We start from the raw sequence: 20501 nt of genomic DNA on the forward strand, positions 1-20501 counted from the left end.
TATGCTGTTTGGTTTGCAGCCGATGCTGGCTCAGCCCGGCTGCGATTCTGGACTAGACTCCTGGTTAGAGTCTGGGCTGGAAGCTGGACTAGAAGCTGTAGCCCAGGTCCAGGCTGAGGGAGCGCCCGGGCGCCGCCACCCGGCCCGCGGGTGATACATCCAGCCCCCTGAAGTAGTATTCATTGTCGAACAGATTGTTGACCGACAGGCCGACTTTCAGCCCATGCCGGTCTCGCTTGAACAGCTCGGTGCTGATGTTGAAGTTGACTACCGTATAGCCAGGGATTTCACCTGCGGTACCCGAGGCATTCTCTGCCACACTGTTGGCCAAGTCAGCGAAGGATTTACTGTAGTAGTAGGCCATCAGCCCGAGATCCACCCGCGCTATGCTGTACAGGGCGCTGACCGATACCTGGTGCTTGGACACATAGGGCAGTTGCTTGCCGGCAAACGCGCCGTCGAGCTGCTCGGTATCCAGGTAATTGTAGGCACCGCTGAGGCTGAGATCCGGCAATGACATGGGCGAATACTTGCCTTGCAGCTCTATACCCTGATTGCGGGTCTTGCCTATGTTGACGAACAGGCTGATGTTTTTGTCGTATTCGACTTTATTCTCGAAATCGATGCGGTAGGCCGCCAGGCTGATATTGCTTCTGACGGTCGGGGTGAATCTGGCCCCGGCTTCATAGTTCCATGACAGTTCCGACTCCAGGGTTTGATCTTTGGGCCACAGCTGGGCTATCTGCGGGGTGCGCAGCGAGCGCTGGGCGTTGCCGTACAGGAACCAGTCTGGGGTGAGCTCATAACCCAGGGTGATACCCGGCAGCCATTGGGTCACATGGTTATCCTGGCTGTAGTCCTGGCCCAGGTTGGTGAAGGTCATGCGCACGTCTTCGTAGCGCAGCCCAGGGGTCAGGGTCAGTCTGTCGTCCATGAAGCCCAACTTGTTGCTGACATAATAGGCCATGGCGTTGGTGTCCAGGTGCCAATCCCTGGGGCTGGTGGTCACCCCCGTGAGCTTATCCGTCTGATTGAGTTTGTAGCCTATGTCTTCGTTGACGTAACGCGCCCCGGCGATGATGTGTTGGCTTATCTTGCCGTCGATGAAGATGCTGGCCTTGGGCTCTATGCCGTAGACGCTGAACTCCCGCGGGGAAGTGCGCAAGTCCGTTGCCGTCTGCGTGGTGTCGCTCCAGTCTGTGCCTAAGTTGCCGTCGGTGTCTTTATTCTTGTTATAAAAATCCCACTGGAAGTTGCGTGAACTCTCATTGGCGAAGCCCATGAGTTCAATTTCGCCGTAATCGACCAGTGTGGAGGGTGCCAGGGTATGGCTGTATTTCAGGCTGATACGTTTGGTATCTGCTTCGAACTCATCGTTGGGCCTGAGAGACTGTTCTCTGTCTTCCAGGTAAGCCTGGGTATTCAGCGCACCCGGCAGTTCGGCAAAGGCATCATAGTATTGCAGGTTGGCATCCAGGCTATTGTTGTTGTCCAGGTTCCAGACGGTTTTCAGCATCAGGTTTTTGATATCTGTTTGTGAGTGCTCGCGAAAAGACTCACCCTGGGTCAGGTTGCCATCCAGGCGCAGGGAGAAATCCTCGTTGACCGCCCCCCCCGTGCTGAGATTGGTGTCGTACAGCTTGTTGCCGCCGGAGAAGGTCACGCGCTCGTTGAATTGGGTTTCCCAATCGCTTGAGATCGGCTTGGAGACTAGGTTGATCACCCCACCCACGTTGTTGGGGCCGTATTGCACCGAGGCGCCGCCACGGGCCACGTCGATCCTGTCGATCATGAAGAGGGTAGCGGGGAACAGGGACTGGCCTGTATGACCGTAGGGGGCCAGTGTCATGGGCACGCCGTCGAGCAGGAACTGGGCATAGCCGCTGCGACTGCTGTCCAGGCCTCGTACCGAGACGTTCGGCAACACGCCGGTGCCGGTTTCGTCCTTGATTTTGAGCCCAGGCACTTGCTGCAGGGCGGTGTCTATGGAGCGGACCGCGGTGCGCTCCAGCTGCTCATGGGTGATGATGCTGCGATTACCCGTGTAGGTCTTCAAGTCGGCCACTTCCGAGTTGCCCAGCACACTGCCTCTGACCACTATGACTTCGGGCTTGGCGCTTTGCTCTGCATGTGCCGCGGTAGCTGAAATACCGCCGGCAACGGCCATGGAGAGGGTCGTCAATTTGAAGAGCTTATTCGAGATGAACATGTTACTTCCTTGGAGTTATTTTTCGTGTATTAAATTCTGGAGTTGCTGTTTAAACTGTTTGAAAATCAATCCTCTGTCTTCTCCTACCAGGAAGGCATTCACCCCCTGGCGCTGCCATTTCGGCTTCTGGCCCGGCAGACGCGGGATGGCGCAGAAGGGCACACGTGCCCGGGCACAGTGTTCGGCCATATCCTGCAGGCTCTGCTGTACCTGGGCATGGCCGAAGTCGATGCCATGGCCCATGGCCAGGCTCAGATCCAGTGCGCCTTCGAAAATCATGTCTATGTGCCCCAACTGCAGCATGTCGCCGAGGGCGGCCAATCCCTGGGGATCTTCGATCATCAGGCCGACGAAGGTTTCCCGGTTTGCCAGCGCCATGTAATCGGCCAGTGGCAGGGTACCGAAGCCTGTGTTGCGTCCGCCGCTGATGCCACGATGGCCCAGAGGCGGGTATTTGCTGGCGGCAATCGCCTGTCTGGCCGTGTCGACATCCGTGACACGGGAGACCACTATGCCTTGGGCGCCGGCATCGAGCAGCCTGCCTATGACCGCCGGATTGGCATCGGCCACCCTGACCAGGGGGGTGATGCCGGCACACTCGGCGGCGCGTATGCAGTGGGCCAGGTTCTCGTCGCCGTGCAGCACATGCTCTGTATCCAGCAGCACAAAGTCATAACCCGCGTAGGCCAGCATTTCGACGACCACAGGGATGGGCACAGAGTTGAGCATGCCGAAGACGACTTCATCCCCGGCAAGCTTGGCTTTGAGTGAGTTAGTTCCGAGCATCAGCTCCTCCCGCACCAAATACAGTTAAAAATAGAATCGATAATTATTCTCATTTAATGATTTTGGTCAAGTCTTTTTACCGCTTTTAATAAATCATGATTTCAATGTGTTGACTGGATGCTTGCGCAGATGTCGTCTCTCCCGGCTTCCGATATTTTCGGCGATGGAATTGTAAATTTGCTTTTAATGATAACGATTCTTATTTAACTTGTGGCGAAATTGACCGACGACGGCGAACTTGGCCGTGTCATGGCGCCGTCGTTCATTTAGCTCAAAAGGAAGTAAAGATGAAGCCTGTATTGGTGTTGATCACGCATGTCGAGAACAGGGCTGTGACCCAGGGGTTTGTGCCAGCTGCCGTTAAATTGGGGTACGAGGTTATTTTGGTGACGGACCATGGCTTGGCGCATAGGCAGTATTTTTCCTATGCCGCTTCTACCCCGGATCAGATATTGGAAGCCGATGTCTTCAATCCGCTGGCGATCATAGATATGTTGCAAACCCGGGGCATAGAGCCACAGCTGGTGTTTTCCAACAGCGATCACTTGCAGACGAGCACCGCCCTGGTAGCACAATATTTTGCTTGCCCGGGCAAGGACTGGCGACTGTGCTACCAGGCGAAGAACAAGGCGGCCATGCGTGCCAGGCTAGCCGAGTTGATGCTGCCCAATGTGTGGAGCCATTGCTGGCAAGCGGAACAGGACTTGCCCGAGGCGATACCCTTCCCCGTGGTTGCCAAGCCCAGGGAAGGGGTGGCGAGCATGGATGTGACTCTGTGTGAATCGCATGCTGCCTTGCTGGCATACGGCGCCGGTCGCGGCGATGCCTGCATCTTGCTGGAGGCCTATCTGCAGGGGCCCTTGTTCACCCTGGAAACCCTGGGCGATGGCGAGCGACTGCAGGCCATAGGCGGTTTCGATGTGACCCTGTCCGAGTTACCGCATTTTGTCGAGACCCAGGCCCAGTGGAATGGGCCCATCTGTACCCGGTTCAGAGAGCAAGCCCTGGCACAGGTAGAGGCGTTCGGCATCAATTTCGGCGTCTGCCACAGCGAATTCATCCTCACGGCGCAGGGGCCTGTGTTGGTGGAGATCAACTATCGCAGCATAGGTGATGGCCGTGAGTTCCTCCTGGATGAGCTGCTGCCCTTCAACTGGTTCGAGACCATCTTGTCATTGCACGCGGGAGCGGCATTGCCCGCACTCGAAACCCATACCTCGGCGGCGTTGGTCCGTTATTTTCCGGCGCTCGCATCGGGTCATATCGGCCAGAGCCCGGAGGCCTTCGTGCAGCAGAGCCCCCATGGCGCGGTACGTTTCCTGCCGCTGAAACAGGCGGGAGATCATCTGAGCCTGAGCCATTCGAACAAGGACTATCTTGGCGTCCTGACCCTGATAGGCGAGGATTTGCAGGGCCTGGAAGCCAGTGCCGATGCCCTGGGGCAGAAATTGGAATGGGAGCTGAATTGATGACACAGTCCCAATCTTATATAGGCCAGAGGATCATAGACACCTGTCTGCGCGAGAACGTGTGCGAATTGATGAGTCGGGGCCGGCTGTTGACGACGCTGCCCGCCGACCTGGCTCGCCATTGGCCCGGGTCGTCCGTCTCGCCGCAAGCCTGGCTGCAGGTGAGCCACTTGGGGACACAGACCTTGTTCATTCCCCTCGAGGCGACCGAGTATTTGCAGCATTGGCGGGCCGCCGGCACCGGCTGGCTGCTGCAGCCCGAGCCGCCTGCCGCTGCGCGCTACAGCCAGGGTTACACTGCTTGGCTCGAGTGCCTGGCGGCAGGCCTGACGCAGGAGGAGGCGCGGCTGTTTCGCGACTATATTCTGGAGGCAGATTGCGCCGCCGAGCACAGGGAGCTATGCCGGCAGGCCTACAGGAGCCAGACGCCACTCCTGAGGCAATCGCTCGGCTGCGCGAAGCAGAGCACAGGGGCCACGGGTGTGAGTCAGGCCGCCGACTGGCATAGGCAGCTGCTGCTCAGCGATCAGCTCGCCGCCTATCTGGATCACCCCTACTATCCGACGGCGCGCGCCAAGGTTGGTTTCGATGCCGCTGCCTTGCGGCGCTATGCCCCTGAGTTTGCGCCCCGCTTCGAACTCAATTGGCTGGCGGTCGACAAACGTCAGGTGTCACTCACTTCTGCCGTGCCGGCCTGCTGGCCGACCATGAGTCAGGTGGGACTGGCACCCGAGCTGAGCCTGAGCCACTGCCTGTTTCCCGTGCACCCTCTGACCCTGGCGAGTCTCGGGGTCCTGCCGGAGGGCATCATTCGGGCGCCCTCTGCTTATTTGACGGTGCAGCCGACACTGTCGGTACGCACCTTGGCCCTGGTGGACTTTCCCGGAGTCCACATCAAGGTGCCGCTGCTGATGGCCACTCTGGGGGCGAAAAACATTCGCCTGATCAAACCCAGTACCCTCTACGACGGCCATTGGTTCGAGCGGGCGCTGACCCGGATTGCACAGACCGACGCCGTCATAGGCCAGTTGTTCGCGCATGTGGATGAGCGCCACGGCGGCCATCTGGGCGAGCATAAGGAATTTGCCTACATAGTGCGGCGCTACCCCGAGTCCATGCAGCGGCAGCAGTTGGTGCCCGTGGCGGCATTGGCAAGCGAGATGCCGGATGGGCGCCTGTACCTGGCGCATCTGGCGGATGTCTATTATCAGGGCGACTGGCAGGCCTGGTTTGATGACTACCTTAGCCTGTTGCTGAGGGTGCACCTGAGGTTGTGGCTCAAGTACGGCATGGCGTTGGAGTCGAATCAGCAGAATGCGGTATTGGCCTATAGGGTCTCGGGCTTGTCTCTGGTGATGAAAGACAACGATTCGGCGCGTCTTCTGCCCGAGCGTTATCTTCAAAGCGCCGTCGAATGTGCCGTTAAGGGCAGCGGAGACGGCGCCGAGGCCAGGGCGCAGGCCCAAGCGCAACTGGCCGGGTTGCTCGACAGGCGTATCCTGGTGGAGGGCGACGAGGCGTTGGCGCAGATGTTCGTCACCATCACGCTGCAATTGGATATTGCCGCCATCATAGAGGCCATGGCGGCCAAGGGACTCGGTACCAGGGCCTATCTATACCGCCGGCTGCGCGAGCAACTCATCGCCGAACTGGACGCGCTGGATGCGCAGGGCATAGCCACGGCGTATGCCCGCAACTACCTGTTGCAGCAGAGTTACTTGCCGTTGAAATACCTGTTGAGTTCCGGCAGTTTGCTGAGCAAGACGCGGTCGGGGGCCAGCGATGTCAACAAGTTCTATGGGCAGAGCGCGCCCAACTTCCTGCTCGAGACCCTGCCGGGCGCCGAGTTGGCAGCCGGGCCCGAAGCCGGCGTTGCTGCGGGAGGCGAGCCAAGCCCATGCCAGTGATTGCAATCGTACTCTTCTGTCATTTCCTGACGGCCTTTACCGCCCTGGGCATGCCTTTATTCCTGCCGCGAATGCTGACGAGCCTGGGGCTGGCGGATTCAGGCTATCTCGTTGGCGCCATGTTCGTGTTACCGACCGTCTGCACCGCCCTGACGGCACCCTGGTGGGGACGTTTTGCCGACAGGTTCGGCAAGAAGACCTCGCTGCTACGGGCACAGGCTGGACTTGTGTTGGGCTTCCTGTTGTCGGGTTTTGCCGACTCTGTCTGGCTGTTTGCCCTGGGCCTGATGGTGCAAGGGGTGAGTGGTGGCACGCTGGCGGCGTCTAACGCCTACCTGAGCCGCCTATATGGGGGCAAGGCGCTGGCGCATAGCCTGAACCTGACCCAATGTTCGGCGCGGCTCGCCCTGGTGTGTGCTCCCATCGTTCTCGGGTTGTTTACCCATCTGAGTGAACCCCTGCAGATCTACCGGGCGTTGGCGCTGTTGCCGCTGCTGGCCTTGCTCATCTGCAGCTTTTTGCCTGGTGATGGCGACCAAGCCATGCCGACGGCAGGCGCAGGGCCCGCGGCAGATAAAGCGGACGCCCCAACCCGGATGCAGACAGGGACTGAAATTGGGACAGGGACTGCGTTCTCGCATCTGCTCTGGCTGCAGTTTTTATTCTGCTTCGCCATGGTGGTGACCTTTCCCTACTTTTTGCCCTATAGCGAGCAGTTGGGTGTCGGCAGCGATGCCCTCAGCGGCTTCTATTACAGCCTGCCGCACCTCGTCTACCTCTTGCTGGCCTTCCATACCAAGAAGCTCAGCCTGAGTCCCCAATTGCAGAGCCGCTTGGGGCTGGGGCTGCTGGGCATCTCCTGCTTAGGGCAATTTTTGCTGCCCGGCAGCGAGGGACTGCTCTGGCTGCGACTGTTGTTCGGCCTGGGGATAGTCCTGAGTTACAGCGGTTTGCATCTGTTAGTGAGCCAGAGCCTGAACCACAAGGCGGCGGGGCTGAGCTTTGGCCGTTTCGATGCCTGGGGTAAATGGGCCGGGGTGATGGCAGGGCTCGCGGCCAGTGGCGTGAGCCAGCTGGGCAACCTGCAATGGCCTTTCTTGCTGGCGGCATTGAGCTGTGGTGCCGGCTTATTCGTATTGATTTTTTCTTTCAAGGAGGTTCAAGATCATGCTTGCACAGTCCCATAGCGCTAATGTTACCGCGAGTGTCATCGCCGCTGCCGAAGTCGGCAACAGCATGCGCGACCAATGGCATAGGCAACTGGCCGAGGATAATGGCATCGGCTGCCTGCTCAACTGCTACATACGTGAATATGCCCAGCCTCACGCCCAGGTGTGCTTAAACTATGAGTCGGCGGATCGACCTCTGGCCCTGAGTCATGGCATTCTGGCGGGTGAGCGTAAGGTGCGGATCTGCTTTCCCGAGTCGGGGGCCGTCCTGCTGCTGGTGGCCGATCGCGTCAGTCTGTTGGGGCGTTGCCGTTTCATCGGCCAGCCTTATCTGAAGAGGAAGGGCCATTGCTGGCAGCCCATGGAGGCGTTGGCGCTGGCGCAGTTTCTGCTCGGGCATCTGGCGCGGGTGACAGACACGGATTTCAATCACGAGCTGCTGGCGCAGATAGGCAACAGCATGGAGGTGACCAAGGCCTTCGTGCAGCGGCTCGATCCGTATGAGGCAATCCAGGGCGCCGATGGCGCGCCCTCGGGGCAGCTGAGTGCCCAGACGAGTCTCATCGCCTCCGAGCAGAGTCTGCTGTGGGGCCACGCCATGCATCCGGCGCCCAAGAGCCGTCATGGGGTGGCGTTCGATGACATGCTCGCCTGTTCGCCCGAGATCCAGGCCAACTTTCCCCTCTACTGGTTCGAGGTCGATGCCGGCTTGGTCAAACAGCTGCGCTGCACCCAGGTGTTGCCGCTAACCTTGCTGGAGCAGGCGAGTCAGACACAGGCGCCGAGCGGCCGCTGTCTCTATCCATGCCATCCCTGGGAAGTGCAGACCATATTGGCGCAGCCCCTGGTGCAGGCGGCAATCGCCGCAGGGCGGATGACCCCTATAGGCAACCTGGGCGCCGAGGTCTATCCGACATCGTCGGTGCGAACCACTTATCTGCCGGAGATCAATCAGTTCCTCAAGTTCTCCATTCACGTGCGCCTGACCAATTGTGTGCGCAAGAACGCCTGGTACGAATTGGAAAGCGCGGTGGCGCTGAGCCGTCTCCTGCTGGCTGCCACCGAGGATGCCTATTTCCATTGTCCCAAGTTTGCCCTGATGGCCGAGCCTGCGGCCAGCACCCTGGATCTCTGTGGCCTGGCCCCCAATGCCGAGGAAGACGCCGCGGCCATCATGGTGGCCGAATGTTTCGGGATCCTCTACCGTGACGGCATAGCACCCGAGTTGCAAGAGAAATACCGGCCGCAGATGGCCGGCGCCCTGTTTGCCTGGGACATGAGGGGCCAAAGCCTATGCGGACAAGCGGTCGCGCGCCTGGCGCGGCAGCGACAGCAGAGCTATGGCCAGACGGCGCTAACCTGGTTCGACGCCTATCTGGATGCCTTGCTGCCGGGGGTGTTTTACTATTTCTTCAAGCTGGGCGTCGCATTCGAGCCGCACTTGCAAAACACTGTCATAGGCTTCGATGCCGGCTTGCCTGCCTTCGTGTGGATCCGCGATCTGGAAGGCACCAAGTTAGTTCCCGAACACTGGCCGGCAGAACGTTTGAGTGGCTGGTCGGCCAAGGCGAAGGCCTCAGTGTACTACAGCCGCGAGCAGGGGTGGCAGCGTATCGGCTACTGCACCTTAATCAACAATGTCAGCGAAGCCATCTTCCACCTCGCCGGCGGCGATGATGCGCTGGAGGCAAGTCTCTGGCAACGCCTGGCCAAGGCCATAGCCCAGTGGCAGCTGCTGCAGGGCGAGCAGCCTGAACTCATGGGGGTGCTGCGAGGCGATGACATTCCTTCAAAAAATAACCTGACCACACGCTTGCTGAAGCAGGCGGATCGTCTGTCTGGTTACACTCAACTGGCCAATCCCCTGGCCCTAAGCCCGGTGACAGCATGATGCCAACCAACACTCAAACCTCGCCTGCCCAGGTTGGCATCAATAGGGCCAGAATAGCCCAGGCCATAGACACTATCCTTGCCGGACAGGCGCCGGACACCCAGGTATGCGCCTACATCTATGATCTCCAGGGACTCGAGGCGCATGCCCGGCACCTGGTAGCGGCCCTGCCGGACAACTGTGAGTTTTATTACGCCGCCAAGGCCAATCCCGAGGCCAGGATACTGGCGACACTGGCACCCGTGGTGCATGGCTTCGAGGCCGCCTCGGGTGGGGAACTCGACTGGCTGCATGCCTGCCATCCCGAGATGCCGTTGATCTTCGGCGGCCCGGGCAAGCTGATCTCCGAGCTTTCCAGGGCGATAGATCTCGGCATAGAGGCCATACATGTGGAGAGCTTGACCGAGCTCAGGCGGCTCGCCGCCCTCTGCGCGCAGAAACAGGCGAGTTGCCGGATCCTGCTGCGGATGAACATCTCGCTCGAAGGCATAGCCCAGACTCGGCTGACCATGGGCGGCAAGCCGACGCCCTTCGGCATAGACGCGGAAGATCTCGGTGCCGCCATCGACATCATAGCCGCGGCGCCGCAACTGACATTGGCGGGATTTCATTTCCACTTGATGTCCCACCAGTTGGATGTGCAGCGGCACCTGGCGCTGATCGCGCTGTACTTCGCCACCTTCAAGCGCTGGTGCCGCGAATATTGCTTGGATCTTGGCTTGCTGAATGTCGGTGGTGGCATAGGGGTAGATTATGCCAATCCAGAGCAGGTATTCGATTGGCCGGCGTTCTGCGCCGGGCTGGCGCGGCTCATAGAGGAGGCGCAGCTGACCGGAGTGAAAATCCGTTTCGAGTGCGGCCGCTTCGTCACCGCCGCCGCCGGTTGTTATGTGATGGAAGTGCTGGATATCAAGAAGAACCATGGTGAATGGTTCGTGATAGCTCACGGCGGTACCCACCATTTCCGGACCCCGGCGGCCCAGAATCATGATCATCCCTTCATGGTGCTGCCCGGGGTGCGGCGACGGCAGTCGACCGAGACAGAGGGGGATGACACCAGGCTGGTGCGGCAGCAGGCCACCCTGGTTGGCCAGTTATGTACCCCAAAAGATGTGCTGGCGCGCCGGCAACACATAGAAGCGCTGCAGTTGGGGGATTATCTGGTATTCACCCACGCTGGGGCCTATGCCTGGAACATCTCGCATCAGCATTTCCTGATGCATGCGCCACCTGTAATGCACTTCATCGAATCTTGAGTGAGGTGACATAGAAAAGGCCTGCTGGATGCAGGCCTTTTTCTTTTTTTTGGGGGGGGACGTGTGTCTACGCCGGTGGCTCTTGCTAAGCCGGCGGCTCAGGTGGCGGCTTTCATGGCGCGGCCGAAGTCCGCCAGCGTCGCCAGCAGCTTGGGCTCGTCATGCAGGTAGCTCTGAATGATCTTCACCACTGCAGACCCCGAGATGGCACCGGCCGCCCCCGCCTTGATGGCGGCGCTGACCTGGGCCGGTTCGGCGATGCCGAAGCCCAACAAAGGCGGCGGGGCGTTGAATTCGCGCAGCTGTGCCAGTATCTCTTCCACCGGGGTGCCCGCCTTGGAATCCGTGCCTGTGACGCCGGCACGGGACAGCAGATAAGTGTAACCTGCGCCGCTCTCACTCACCCGTTGCAGCGTGTGTCTGTCGGCGTTGGGCGGCGCGATGAAGATGGGCGCTATTCCCTGAGCCTTGGCCGCCTCGGCGAAGGGGGCCGACTCTTCCACCGGCACGTCGGCGATCAATACCGAATCTACCCCGGCGGCGGCGGCCCTGGCGTAGAAGGCCGTTATGCCGTTGGCAAAGACCAGGTTGGCGTACAGCAACAGGCCTATGGGCAACTCAGGATACTTGGCGCGAATTTGCCCCAGCATCTCGAAGCAGCTGCCAGGGGTCGTGCCCGCGGCCAGCGAGCGCAGATTGGCGCCCTGGATCACGGGACCGTCGGCCAGGGGATCCGAGAAGGGGAAACCCAGTTCCAGCGCATCGGCGCCATTCTCCACCAGGGTGTCTATGATCTTCAGCGACAGCTCGGCCCCGGGATCGCCCAGGGTGACGAAGGGCACGAAGGCGCCGCGGCCCTCGGCCTTGAGGCGGGCGAAGGTAGCCTGGTAACGGCCGTCATTGGCGTTGATATTGTTCATTTTGATGCTTCCTCGTCCTGGGCTCTGGCGTCTAAGATGTCTGCAACTGTGAAGATGTCCTTGTCACCCCGGCCCGACAGGTTGACCACCAGCAAGGTTTCCTTGGTGGCAGCGCGTGCCAGCTTGAGTGCGTAGGCGATGGCATGGGCCGATTCCAGTGCCGGAATGATGCCTTCGCAGCGGGCCAGCAACTGGAAGGCGTCCAGCGCTTCCTCGTCCGTGGCCGACTCATAGCTGGCGCGGCCCGTGGCATGCAAATGGGCGTGTTGCGGTCCGACCGAAGGGAAGTCCAGTCCGGCGGAGATGGAGTAAGACTCTTCGATCTGGCCTTCGCTGTCCTGCATCAGCGGCGCCTTCATGCCGAAGAAGATCCCCGTCTTGCCGTGTTTCAGCGGTGCGCCATGCATGGGGGTGTCTATGCCCTTGCCGGCCGGTTCCACCCCTATCAGTGCCACCTTTGGCTCGTCGATGAAGTCGGCGAACATGCCGATGGCGTTGGAGCCGCCGCCGACGCAGGCGATGACGGCATCGGGTAATCTGCCTTCACGTTCCAATATCTGCCGCTTGGTTTCCGCGCCTATCATGCGCTGAAATTCCCTCACTATGGTGGGGAAGGGATGGGGACCTGCGGCGGTGCCGAGCAGATAATGGGCCTTGTCGTAGCTGCCGGACCAGTCGCGCATGGCCTCGTTGCAGGCATCCTTGAGGGTCGCTGAGCCCGAGGTGACGGGAATGACTTCGGCACCCATGAGGCGCATCCTGAATACGTTGGGGGATTGCCTGGCCACGTCCTTGGCGCCCATGTAGACCTTGCACTTGAGCCCGAGCAGGGCACAGGCCAGTGCCGTGGCGACCCCGTGCTGGCCCGCGCCCGTCTCGGCGATGATTTCCTGCTTGCCCATGCGCTTGGCCAGCAGCGCCTGGCCCAATACCTGGTTGGTCTTGTGGGCGCCGCCGTGGAGCAAGTCTTCCCGTTTGAGGTAGATCTTCACCATGGGATTGGGGCTGAGGTTACGGGTCAGGGTCAGCGCCGTCGGCCTGCCGGCGTAGTTTTGCAGCAGGTCGTTGAACTCGGCCTTGAAGGCGTCATCCTGCTGAGCCTCGACGAAGGCAGTTTCCAGTTGTTGCAGTGCCGGCACCAGAATTTGCGGTACATACATGCCGCCATATTCGCCGAAATAAGGGTCGAGCTTAAGCTTGGTCATACCTGTATCCTTATCTTACATTCATCTTGAGCCATGGCCATCTTGTGGTGGCCGTGTCTCTGTCGCCTATGTCTTGGGCCGCATGGGGCGGCTATGCAAGGCATGAGCCCGTTGTTCTTCAGTAGCGGCGCAGCTGCGCGAAGGCGGCGGCTATCTTCTCGGCCGACTTGATCCCGGGCGCCGTCTCCAGTCCGGAATTGAAATCCAGACCATAAAATCCTTGGGCGTTGGCTTTCGCGGCATTCTCCGGGGTTAAGCCGCCCGCCAGCATGGCCTGTGCCTTGTCGACGCATGAATGCTGCAACAGTGAAGACTGCCAGTCGAAACATTGGCCCGTACCGCCAAACTGTCCCGCCGCCCGACTGTCGTACAAGTACCTATCCGCCCCCTGGGGCACAGCCGGCTGCGCCTGGGCATCCGAGGTGACAGCTATCGCCTTCCACACTTGGGTTTCGCCTTGGCGCTCGTCGCAAGCCTCGGCCAAGGCGGCTTTGAGGGCGGCGATTTCCGGTTCGGTTTCACTGCCATGCAACTGCACCGCATGGAGCCGCAGGCGCTTGGCCAGGGCGACTATCTCGCTCAGCGGCTGGTCGACGAACACCCCGACAAATTTCAGCTGCGGATCCGTTTCCCTTTGGCGGGTGACCAGCTCCAGTGCCTGCTGCGGCGTGAGCGCCCGTGGTGATTTGGGAGCAAAGATCAAGCCGCCGTAGACGGCGCCGGCCCGGGCCACGGCCTGCATGTCCTCGAGCCGGGTCAGGCCGCAGACCTTGTTGTGGCCATAGATAAGTTGCCTGCAGCCGAGGTCGATATCGGCCTGGGCCATGATGGAGCTGCCCACCAGGAAGCCATTCACCAGCGGACTCAGGCGCCGCACCTGCTTGTTATCATAGATCCCTGACTCGCTGATGATGACACGATCGGCGGGCACACGCGGCGCCAATGCTTCAGTGGTGGCCAGATCTGTGCTCAAATCCCGCAGATTGCGGTTGTTGATGCCTATGATGGCGGCGTCCAGGGCGATGGCCCGCTCGAGTTCTTCGGCGTTGCTGACTTCGGTCAGCACATCGAGGCTAAACTTGGCGGCTTCGCTTGCCAGCTGCCGGTAGCGGCTATCGTCCAACACGGACAACATCAGCAGTATGGCATCGGCGCCCTGATGCGCCGCGAGCCTGACTTGGTAGCTGTCGACGAAGAAGTCTTTACACAATATGGGTTGGCTGACCCTGGCTCTGACCCTGGGAATATAGTCCATGTCGCCCTGGAAGAATTGTTCATCCGTCAGCACAGAGATGCCGGCGGCATAGCGGCCATAGATGTCGGCGATGGCCTCGACATCGAACTCGTCACGGATCAGCCCCTTGGAGGGGCTGGCCTTCTTGCATTCGAGGATGAAGCCGGCATCGGGGGCCTTCAGGGCCTCGAACAGGCTGCGATCCGATACCTGTGGCCTCAGGTCGGCCTCGGGGAAGCGGCGTTTCAGCTGCTCAATATGCGCCGCCTTGGTCGCGACTATGCGGGTCAACACGTTACTCATGGCGTTATTCATTCCTTCACTCATTCCTTAACCCTCGGCTCTTGGCTCTAGGTTTTGCTGCAGCAGGTCTTCCTGGCTGGCCTGAGCCAGTTGCAGCAACAGCCCGTAGGCCTTGCCGCTGTCTATGGTGGCCAGCGCCAGCGCCGTGCCCGCGCGTACCGACTCGCAGACGCCAGCGATATATAAGGCACAACCCGCGTTGATGGCAACCGCATTCTTGTGGGCCGTCTTGCCCTTGCCCTGCAATATGGCCTGGGTGATGACGGCATTCTCGCTCGGCTCACCGCCTTCCAGTTCACTCAGCTGGGCGGCAGGTACCCCCAGGTCAGCCGGCGATAGTCGATACTGGCGAATTTGCCCCTTGTCGAGTTCGGCCACCTGGGTATCGCCATGCAGCGCCACTTCATCCAGGCCGCTGCCATGGACCACCAGGGCGCGCTTGACCCCGAGGGCCTCGAGCACCTGGGCTATCGGCAGTACCAGCTCTGGGCCATAGACCCCCAGCAACATGGCGTCCGGGCGCGCCGGGTTGATCAGCGGCCCCAACAGATTGAACAGGGTGCGGGTCTTGAGGGCCTGGCGCACCGGCACTGCGTGCTTGACGCCGCCATGATAGTGGGGGGCGAACAGGAAACACAGCCCGAGTCTGGCCAGGCAATCGCCGGCGGTCCGGGGCGACATGGTCAGTGCTATGCCGCATTGTGCCAGCAGGTCCGACGAGCCCGACTTGCTGGAGACGCTGCGATTGCCGTGTTTGGCGACCCTGGCGCCGGCGGCTGCGGCGACGAAGGCGGCGGTGGTGGAGATGTTGATCGTGTTATGGCCGTCGCCGCCTGTGCCGACGATATCCACTATGGCGGTGCCGGCGGGAAATGCCGGCCTGGGGAAAGGCTTGGCCGCCGCCAGCAGCGCATCGGCGGCGCCGGAGATCTCGGCTATGGTCTCGCCGCGCAGCTTGAGGGCCACCAGCATCCCGGCCATGGCGACTTCACTCAGCTCGCCGGCGATCAGGGCATCGAACAGGGCGCGGGTCTGCTCCCGGCTGAGGCTATGGCCCAGGTAGAGTTCATCGAACAGCGGCTGTAAGTCGACCCGGGTTGCAGCAATGCCCTTGGCCGTGCTCTTAACTGAATTCATAGCGCCTCCCCCGCATCGGCATCGGCGGTTAGATAGTCCAATGTCTGTAACAATAGCCGACTGCCCAGGGTGGTGAGTATCGACTCGGGATGAAATTGAAAGCCGACGGCCCTGTGCTGCGGGTGCAAGACGGCCATGGGCATGTCCTCAGTGCTGGCGATGATCTTCAGGCAGTCGGGCACCCGGGTCGCGACCAGGCTGTGGTAGCGGGCCACGGGCAGTGGCGAGGGCAAGCCGGCGAAGATGCCTGTGCCCCCATGTAAGGTGGGGCTGGCCTTGCCATGGACCACAGAGGGGGCGCGTTCGACCTTGCCGCCATAATGCTCGACCATGGCCTGATGTCCCAGGCAAATGCCCAGCATGGGCACCTTGCCGGCGACGCGGGCGAGCAGCGCCATCATAGAGCCGGCCTCGTGGGGCGCACCTGGGCCGGGGGAGAGCACCAGTGCCACCTTGCCCGCCTCCTGGAGCAGCTTGTCGGCGATATAGTCGGCGTCGACATCGTTGCGATAGATGACGACCTCACAGCCAAGGCTGCGGAATTGATCCACCAGGTTGTAGGTGAAAGAGTCAAAATTATCCAATAGATAGAGTTTCATAGGCCACCTCCCATGTGAATGGCGGAGATCACCGCCTGGGCCTTCTGCCGGGTCTCGTCGGCTTCGGCCTGGGGATCCGAGTCGAACACCACCCCGGCGCCCGCCTGGATGAAGGCAAGGTCATTTTTCACGAACGCCGAACGTATGACGATGCAGGTGTCCATGTCGCCCAGGCCATTGAGATAACCCACGGCGCCGCCATAGCTGCCGCGTCTGGCCTTTTCGGCTTCGCGTACCAGTTGCGAGGCACGCACCTTGGGGGCACCGACCAGGGTGCCCATGTTCATACAGGCCTGATAGGCATGCAGGGCATCGAGATCGTCACGCAGCTGGCCCGTGACCCGGCTGACCAGGTGCATCACATGGGAGTAGCGGTCGACCTTGAGCAGCTCAGCCACCCTGCGACTGCCGCTTTTGCTTATGCGGGCTATGTCGTTGCGGGCCAGATCCACCAGCATCAGGTGCTCGGACAGCTCCTTCTTGTCCAGTCGCAGCTCGAGTTCGATGCGGCTGTCGAGATCGAAGTCTATCTCGCCCGTCGCCGTCTTGCCGCGTTTGCGGGTACCGGCGATGGGATAGACCTCCACCTGGTTGCTCTTGGCCTCGTACTTGAGGGCGCTCTCGGGCGAGGCGCCGAAGAGGGTGAAGTCGGGTCCCTGAAAATAGAACATGTAGGGGCTGGGATTGCTGAGCCGCAGCGCCCGGTAAGCGCCCAGGCTGTTGGGGCAGGGCAGGCTGAAGCTGCGTGAGGGCACTACCTGGAATATGTCGCCGGCGATGATATGCTCCTTGAGTTCATCGACCTTCTGCTTGAAGCGCTCGTCGTCTATGTTGACTCTGACTTCGTCTGTGACCGGCTTCAGTTGCGCCACCGGCATCAGTGTCTGGCTGTCTTTTTGCAGCCGCGCCAGGCGCTCGGCCAGTATGGCATCGGCGGCGGGGTGAAAGCCGTGGCTGACGATCTCCGCCTCCCGGGTCTGGTGGTCCACCAAGATCAAGGTCTCGGCCAGGTAGAAGAGGTAATCCGGACAGTCGTTGTCGGCATTGGCCACGGCCGGCAGCGGCTCGACCGTGTCTATCAGATCATAGGCCAGTACGCCGCCGAGGAATAAGTCCTCGAAGGCCGGCTGGGCGCCGCAGTCCAGGTTTTGTACCAACATGCGCAGGCCATCGAGCGGCGATACCGACTTGAGTCTGGCATCTTCGTCCTGGAGCCGGGTGTCCTTATGCAGGGTGACGGTCAGCAGCTTGCCGTCATGCTCTGTGTCAGCCTGGGCGGAGCGGCTGAAGAAATGCGCTATGGGCTCGAGCAGGCTGGCGCCGTTGTCTGTCAGGGCGGTGAAGCGCAAGCGATAGCCGTCGCAGCGGATCATGAGCGCCGCGTGGGTCATCAACAGGCTCTTGAGGTGATCTTTGCTGTCTACTTCGGCAGATTCCAGTAACAGGGTGTGAGGCGCACCCTGGGTCAGCTGTTGATATAGGCGCAGGGGGTCCGCATGGTAGGTCAGCGGCATCTTGCTGACCCTGACCTTAGCGAGCTTGGGTTGGGCAATTCCGGCATCAGGCATCTTGGCGTTCCTTATATTTCGCTTGGGTGGCGAGTGCAATCTTCATATTCGGTCTCTTCCTGGCTGTTTTGCCCTGTCGCTGCGGACATTTCCTTGTTTACAAGGCACCATAAACAAAAAAGCCCGCATGGTTGCGGGCTTCTTCGTTGAATCTGTTCTCTTTTTCAAGGAGCACAGCGTTTCACACCACCCGCTAAGTTGGGAAGTGCCACCACCAAATGATGTTGAAAGCTGTCTGTAAGGGCGTCATCGAAAAAGTCTCTTGTTTGAAAGCGCTATCTGAAAATCGGTCGCTAATTGCTATATAGAAAACCTTAGCCGGGCATCATTGTCAATTGAATATTTTTTATATCTTAATCAGGTTGGGGTATTTTGCCCCAGATAGCTGCGCTTTTTGTAACAAACTCAAGTACAATAGCCTGATGATGACAGAAACAATTTTGGCCGATCTTCACAGCCACACGACCGCATCCGACGGTCAATTGACCCCGGCCGAACTGGTTGCCAGGGCACTGGAAAAGGGCGTTGAGATGCTCGCCATCACAGATCATGACACTGTGGCCGGGCTCGCCGAGGCCCATGGCTTCAACGCCGCCCAAGCCGCGCCGCTCAAGCTCATAGATGGGGTCGAGATCTCCACCCGTTGGAACAGCTACGACATACACATAGTGGCGCTTAACATAGATGCCAAGGACCCGGCCCTGCTGGCCTTTCTCGCACACCAGCGCGAACTGCGGGAGTTGCGGGCGCAGGAAATCGGTGAGCGTCTGGCCAAGGCCGGCATAGCAGGCGCCTACCTTGGCGCCAAGGCCATCGCCGGCGAGGCGGCGCTCAGCCGCGGTCATTATGCCCGTTGGCTCGCCGATAACGGCTATGCCACGGATATGCCGAGCGTGTTCAAGCGCTACCTGGCCCGCGGCAAGACGGGCTATGTGCCCAACAATTGGGGCGACATGGCCAACGCCATCGAGGTCATTCACAATGCCGGCGGTTTGGCCGTGTTGGCGCACCCCAGTGGTTATAAGCTCTCGGGCAAGTGGCTCAAGCGCCTGGTGCGGGAGTTCAAGGAGGCTGGTGGCGATGCCATGGAAGTGGTGCTCGGACAGCAGACCTTGGACGACAGAGCCAATCTGGTGGCATTAAGCCATCAAAATCAATTATTAGGCTCGATTGGCAGTGATTTTCATTTCCCGAGCAACTGGATAGAATTAGGCAAAAATTTATTTCAGCCTCAGGGCATAGACTGGGTCTGGCAATCACAATCTTGGATGGAACGAACATGAGCCAGTTTTTTTACGTACACGAAGAAAATCCCCAGGCGCGGCTGCTCAATCAGGCCGTGGCTGTGTTGCAAAAGGGCGGGGTGATCGTCTATCCGACAGATTCGGGTTATGCCCTGGGCTGCCTCATAGGGGACAAGGATGCCATGGCGCGGATGGCGCGTATCCGGCAGATAGACATGGATCATAATTTTTCCCTCATGTGCCGTGACCTGTCCGAATTGGCGACCTACGCCAGCGTAGATAACCAGGCCTATCGTTTATTGAAGAGCTGTACCCCGGGGCCCTATACCTTCATCTTCAAGGCGACCAAGGAAGTGCCGCGCCGGCTGCAGTGCGACAAGAAGCGCACCATAGGCATAAGGGTGCCGGACAACCTGATCGCCCTGGCGCTGCTCGAAGCCCTGGATGCACCTCTGATGTCCACCAGCCTGGTGATGCCGGGTGCCGAGTTTGCCGAGTCGGATCCCGAACATATCCGCGATCTGCTCGAGCATCAGGTAGACGCCATCATCCATGGCGGCTACTTGGGGGAGAAGCCTACCACTGTGATAGACATGTCCGAAGGGGCGATGGACATAGTCCGTGAAGGCGCGGGCGATACCAGTCATTTCCTCTGAGCCTGCATTGACGGCATGCATGACCTATGACGATCGCTTTATCTTGATGCTGGCGGTTTAATCGGCAGGGTTTTACTGTATAATCGCGCGTTTGGCGCCGAATGACGGCTTATTGTCGTCCTGGCTTGTCGCTCTGGGTGAGAGGAAGTTTAACGGATGCAGGGCATACAACAGAGTCTACCCTTAGCCGTTATTCGGGGCCAGGCGGTCAAAGAGATGCCGGCCGACCTCTTCATTCCGCCGGAGGCGCTGGAGGTGTTCCTCGAGGCGTTCGAAGGCCCGCTGGATTTGCTCTTATACCTGATCCGTAAACAGAAAATGGATGTGGTGGATTTACCTATACGGCAGATCACCGCCCAGTATCTCGAATACATAGAGCTGCTTTCCGAAGCCAGGGTCGAGCTTGCCGCCGATTATCTGGTGATGGCAGCCACCCTGGCCGAGATCAAATCCCGCCTGCTGCTGCCCAAGATGCTGGCCGAGAATGAGGTGGAAGAAGATCCCCGGGCCCAGCTGATCCGCCAGCTCAAGGCCTATGAGGTGATCAAAGAGGCGTCGCAACGTCTGGATGACTTGCCCAGGTTGGAGCGGGATGTGTTTCAGGCCAGGGCCGTGCCCGCCGACGGCATCAAGCCCATGCTGGTGCCGCCGGATGTGTCTCTGTTCGAGTTGGCCAGGGCCTTCGGTCAGGTGCTCAAACGCATAGATGCCAGCGAGCACCACCAGGTTAAGCGCGAACTCCTGTCGACCCGGGAGCGCATGAGCCAGATACTGGCTATGCTCAACAGTGAGGCCTTCGTGCCGTTCGAAACCCTGTTCCAGCTCAGCGAGGGGCGCGCCGGAGTGGTGGTGAGTTTTCTGGCGCTGATGGAGCTGGTCAAAGAACTCCTGGTCGAGTTATACCAGAGTGAACCCTTTTCGAACATCTATGTGAAGGCTTATTGAGCG

The 20501-nt window shown here is 60.0% G+C and carries 16 protein-coding genes and 1 other annotated feature; of the genes, 8 read left to right on the forward strand and 8 right to left on the reverse strand.

The annotated features are described in order from the left end of the window. Nucleotides 1-88: 88 nt before the first annotated feature. Both HC757_RS12980 and HC757_RS12985 read right to left on the reverse strand, forming a co-directional pair. Nucleotides 89-2209, reverse strand: coding sequence for a TonB-dependent receptor family protein (locus HC757_RS12980; RefSeq protein WP_169564805.1), 2121 nt, complete (start codon nucleotides 2207-2209; stop codon nucleotides 89-91). A 15-nt stretch (nucleotides 2210-2224) separates the two neighbouring features. Continuing rightward, the gene (locus HC757_RS12985; RefSeq protein WP_169564806.1) at nucleotides 2225-2995 is read right to left on the reverse strand and encodes an HpcH/HpaI aldolase family protein; all 771 of its coding nucleotides are present in this window, start codon (nucleotides 2993-2995) and stop codon (nucleotides 2225-2227) included. 287 nt (nucleotides 2996-3282) lie between these two features. Between HC757_RS12985 and HC757_RS12990 the strand changes: the two genes are divergently transcribed. The 5 genes from HC757_RS12990 to HC757_RS13010 are packed head-to-tail and all read left to right on the forward strand — an operon-like array spanning nucleotide 3283 to nucleotide 10687. After that, entirely contained in the window at nucleotides 3283-4464 is a 1182-nt protein-coding gene (locus HC757_RS12990) for an ATP-grasp domain-containing protein (RefSeq protein ID WP_169564807.1), read from the forward strand. After that, a complete protein-coding gene (locus HC757_RS12995) occupies nucleotides 4464-6371 on the forward strand; it encodes an IucA/IucC family protein (protein ID WP_169564808.1) in 1908 nt (635 codons plus the stop codon). Before HC757_RS12990 ends, HC757_RS12995 begins: the two co-directional genes overlap by 1 nt. Further along, nucleotides 6362-7558 carry an MFS transporter gene (locus HC757_RS13000; RefSeq protein WP_169564809.1) on the forward strand — a complete coding sequence of 399 codons (1197 nt, stop codon included), beginning with the start codon at nucleotides 6362-6364 and terminating at the stop codon, nucleotides 7556-7558. Before HC757_RS12995 ends, HC757_RS13000 begins: the two co-directional genes overlap by 10 nt. Next, nucleotides 7539-9431 carry an IucA/IucC family protein gene (locus HC757_RS13005; protein ID WP_169564810.1) on the forward strand — a complete coding sequence of 631 codons (1893 nt, stop codon included), beginning with the start codon at nucleotides 7539-7541 and terminating at the stop codon, nucleotides 9429-9431. Before HC757_RS13000 ends, HC757_RS13005 begins: the two co-directional genes overlap by 20 nt. Further along, a complete protein-coding gene (locus tag HC757_RS13010; protein ID WP_211164410.1) occupies nucleotides 9428-10687 on the forward strand; it encodes a type III PLP-dependent enzyme in 1260 nt (419 codons plus the stop codon). The genes HC757_RS13005 and HC757_RS13010 overlap by 4 nt, the downstream gene beginning before the upstream one ends. Nucleotides 10688-10785: 98 nt before the next feature. On the opposite strand, the gene trpA is transcribed toward HC757_RS13010, so the two are convergent. The 6 genes from trpA to HC757_RS13040 form a co-directional block, all read right to left on the reverse strand. Beyond that, entirely contained in the window at nucleotides 10786-11607 is an 822-nt protein-coding gene (trpA, locus tag HC757_RS13015) for a tryptophan synthase subunit alpha (protein ID WP_169564811.1), read from the reverse strand. Beyond that, a complete protein-coding gene (gene trpB, locus HC757_RS13020; protein ID WP_169564812.1) occupies nucleotides 11604-12812 on the reverse strand; it encodes a tryptophan synthase subunit beta in 1209 nt (402 codons plus the stop codon). The genes trpA and trpB overlap by 4 nt, the downstream gene beginning before the upstream one ends. A gap of 118 nt (nucleotides 12813-12930) precedes the next feature. Beyond that, complete coding sequence (gene trpCF / locus HC757_RS13025) at nucleotides 12931-14373, reverse strand: bifunctional indole-3-glycerol-phosphate synthase TrpC/phosphoribosylanthranilate isomerase TrpF (protein ID WP_169564813.1); 1443 nt, start codon at nucleotides 14371-14373, stop codon at nucleotides 12931-12933. Between the two features lie 3 nt (nucleotides 14374-14376). Further along, on the reverse strand, nucleotides 14377-15486 hold the full coding sequence (gene trpD / locus HC757_RS13030) for an anthranilate phosphoribosyltransferase (RefSeq protein WP_169564814.1): 1110 nt from the start codon (nucleotides 15484-15486) through the stop codon (nucleotides 14377-14379). Further along, complete coding sequence (locus HC757_RS13035; protein ID WP_169564815.1) at nucleotides 15483-16085, reverse strand: aminodeoxychorismate/anthranilate synthase component II; 603 nt, start codon at nucleotides 16083-16085, stop codon at nucleotides 15483-15485. The genes trpD and HC757_RS13035 overlap by 4 nt, the downstream gene beginning before the upstream one ends. Next, nucleotides 16082-17653: an anthranilate synthase component 1 gene (locus tag HC757_RS13040; RefSeq protein ID WP_169564816.1), complete on the reverse strand. Its 1572-nt coding sequence runs from the start codon at nucleotides 17651-17653 to the stop codon at nucleotides 16082-16084. Before HC757_RS13040 ends, HC757_RS13035 begins: the two co-directional genes overlap by 4 nt. A gap of 113 nt (nucleotides 17654-17766) precedes the next feature. Then, nucleotides 17767-17876: a sequence feature (Trp leader region), on the reverse strand. A 199-nt stretch (nucleotides 17877-18075) separates the two neighbouring features. Between HC757_RS13040 and rnm the strand changes: the two genes are divergently transcribed. The 3 genes from rnm to HC757_RS13055 all read left to right on the forward strand — a co-directional run bounded on the left by rnm (nucleotide 18076) and on the right by HC757_RS13055 (nucleotide 20498). Then, complete coding sequence (gene rnm / locus HC757_RS13045; protein WP_169564817.1) at nucleotides 18076-18936, forward strand: RNase RNM; 861 nt, start codon at nucleotides 18076-18078, stop codon at nucleotides 18934-18936. Next, on the forward strand, nucleotides 18933-19553 hold the full coding sequence (locus HC757_RS13050; protein ID WP_169564818.1) for an L-threonylcarbamoyladenylate synthase: 621 nt from the start codon (nucleotides 18933-18935) through the stop codon (nucleotides 19551-19553). The genes rnm and HC757_RS13050 overlap by 4 nt, the downstream gene beginning before the upstream one ends. Nucleotides 19554-19709: 156 nt before the next feature. Next, nucleotides 19710-20498, forward strand: coding sequence for a segregation and condensation protein A (locus HC757_RS13055; protein ID WP_169564819.1), 789 nt, complete (start codon nucleotides 19710-19712; stop codon nucleotides 20496-20498). Nucleotides 20499-20501 lie beyond the last annotated feature (3 nt).

It is taken from the genome of Shewanella salipaludis (assembly GCF_012911865.1).
GTDB lineage: Bacteria > Pseudomonadota > Gammaproteobacteria > Enterobacterales > Shewanellaceae > Shewanella > Shewanella salipaludis.

Coding starts and splice junctions, on each gene's coding strand:
- trpD (WP_169564814.1), bottom strand. CDS start 15,486: ATGAATTCAGTTAAGAGCACGGCCAAGGGCATTGCTGCAACCCGGGTC.
- HC757_RS13050 (WP_169564818.1), top strand. CDS start 18,933: ATGAGCCAGTTTTTTTACGTACACGAAGAAAATCCCCAGGCGCGGCTG.
- HC757_RS13055 (WP_169564819.1), top strand. CDS start 19,710: ATGCAGGGCATACAACAGAGTCTACCCTTAGCCGTTATTCGGGGCCAG.
- HC757_RS13040 (WP_169564816.1), bottom strand. CDS start 17,653: ATGCCTGATGCCGGAATTGCCCAACCCAAGCTCGCTAAGGTCAGGGTC.
- HC757_RS13035 (WP_169564815.1), bottom strand. CDS start 16,085: ATGAAACTCTATCTATTGGATAATTTTGACTCTTTCACCTACAACCTG.
- trpA (WP_169564811.1), bottom strand. CDS start 11,607: ATGAACAATATCAACGCCAATGACGGCCGTTACCAGGCTACCTTCGCC.
- HC757_RS12980 (WP_169564805.1), bottom strand. CDS start 2,209: ATGTTCATCTCGAATAAGCTCTTCAAATTGACGACCCTCTCCATGGCC.
- HC757_RS13010 (WP_211164410.1), top strand. CDS start 9,428: ATGATGCCAACCAACACTCAAACCTCGCCTGCCCAGGTTGGCATCAAT.
- rnm (WP_169564817.1), top strand. CDS start 18,076: ATGATGACAGAAACAATTTTGGCCGATCTTCACAGCCACACGACCGCA.
- HC757_RS12995 (WP_169564808.1), top strand. CDS start 4,464: ATGACACAGTCCCAATCTTATATAGGCCAGAGGATCATAGACACCTGT.
- HC757_RS13005 (WP_169564810.1), top strand. CDS start 7,539: ATGCTTGCACAGTCCCATAGCGCTAATGTTACCGCGAGTGTCATCGCC.
- HC757_RS12990 (WP_169564807.1), top strand. CDS start 3,283: ATGAAGCCTGTATTGGTGTTGATCACGCATGTCGAGAACAGGGCTGTG.
- trpCF (WP_169564813.1), bottom strand. CDS start 14,373: ATGAGTGAAGGAATGAATAACGCCATGAGTAACGTGTTGACCCGCATA.
- trpB (WP_169564812.1), bottom strand. CDS start 12,812: ATGACCAAGCTTAAGCTCGACCCTTATTTCGGCGAATATGGCGGCATG.
- HC757_RS13000 (WP_169564809.1), top strand. CDS start 6,362: ATGCCAGTGATTGCAATCGTACTCTTCTGTCATTTCCTGACGGCCTTT.
- HC757_RS12985 (WP_169564806.1), bottom strand. CDS start 2,995: ATGCTCGGAACTAACTCACTCAAAGCCAAGCTTGCCGGGGATGAAGTC.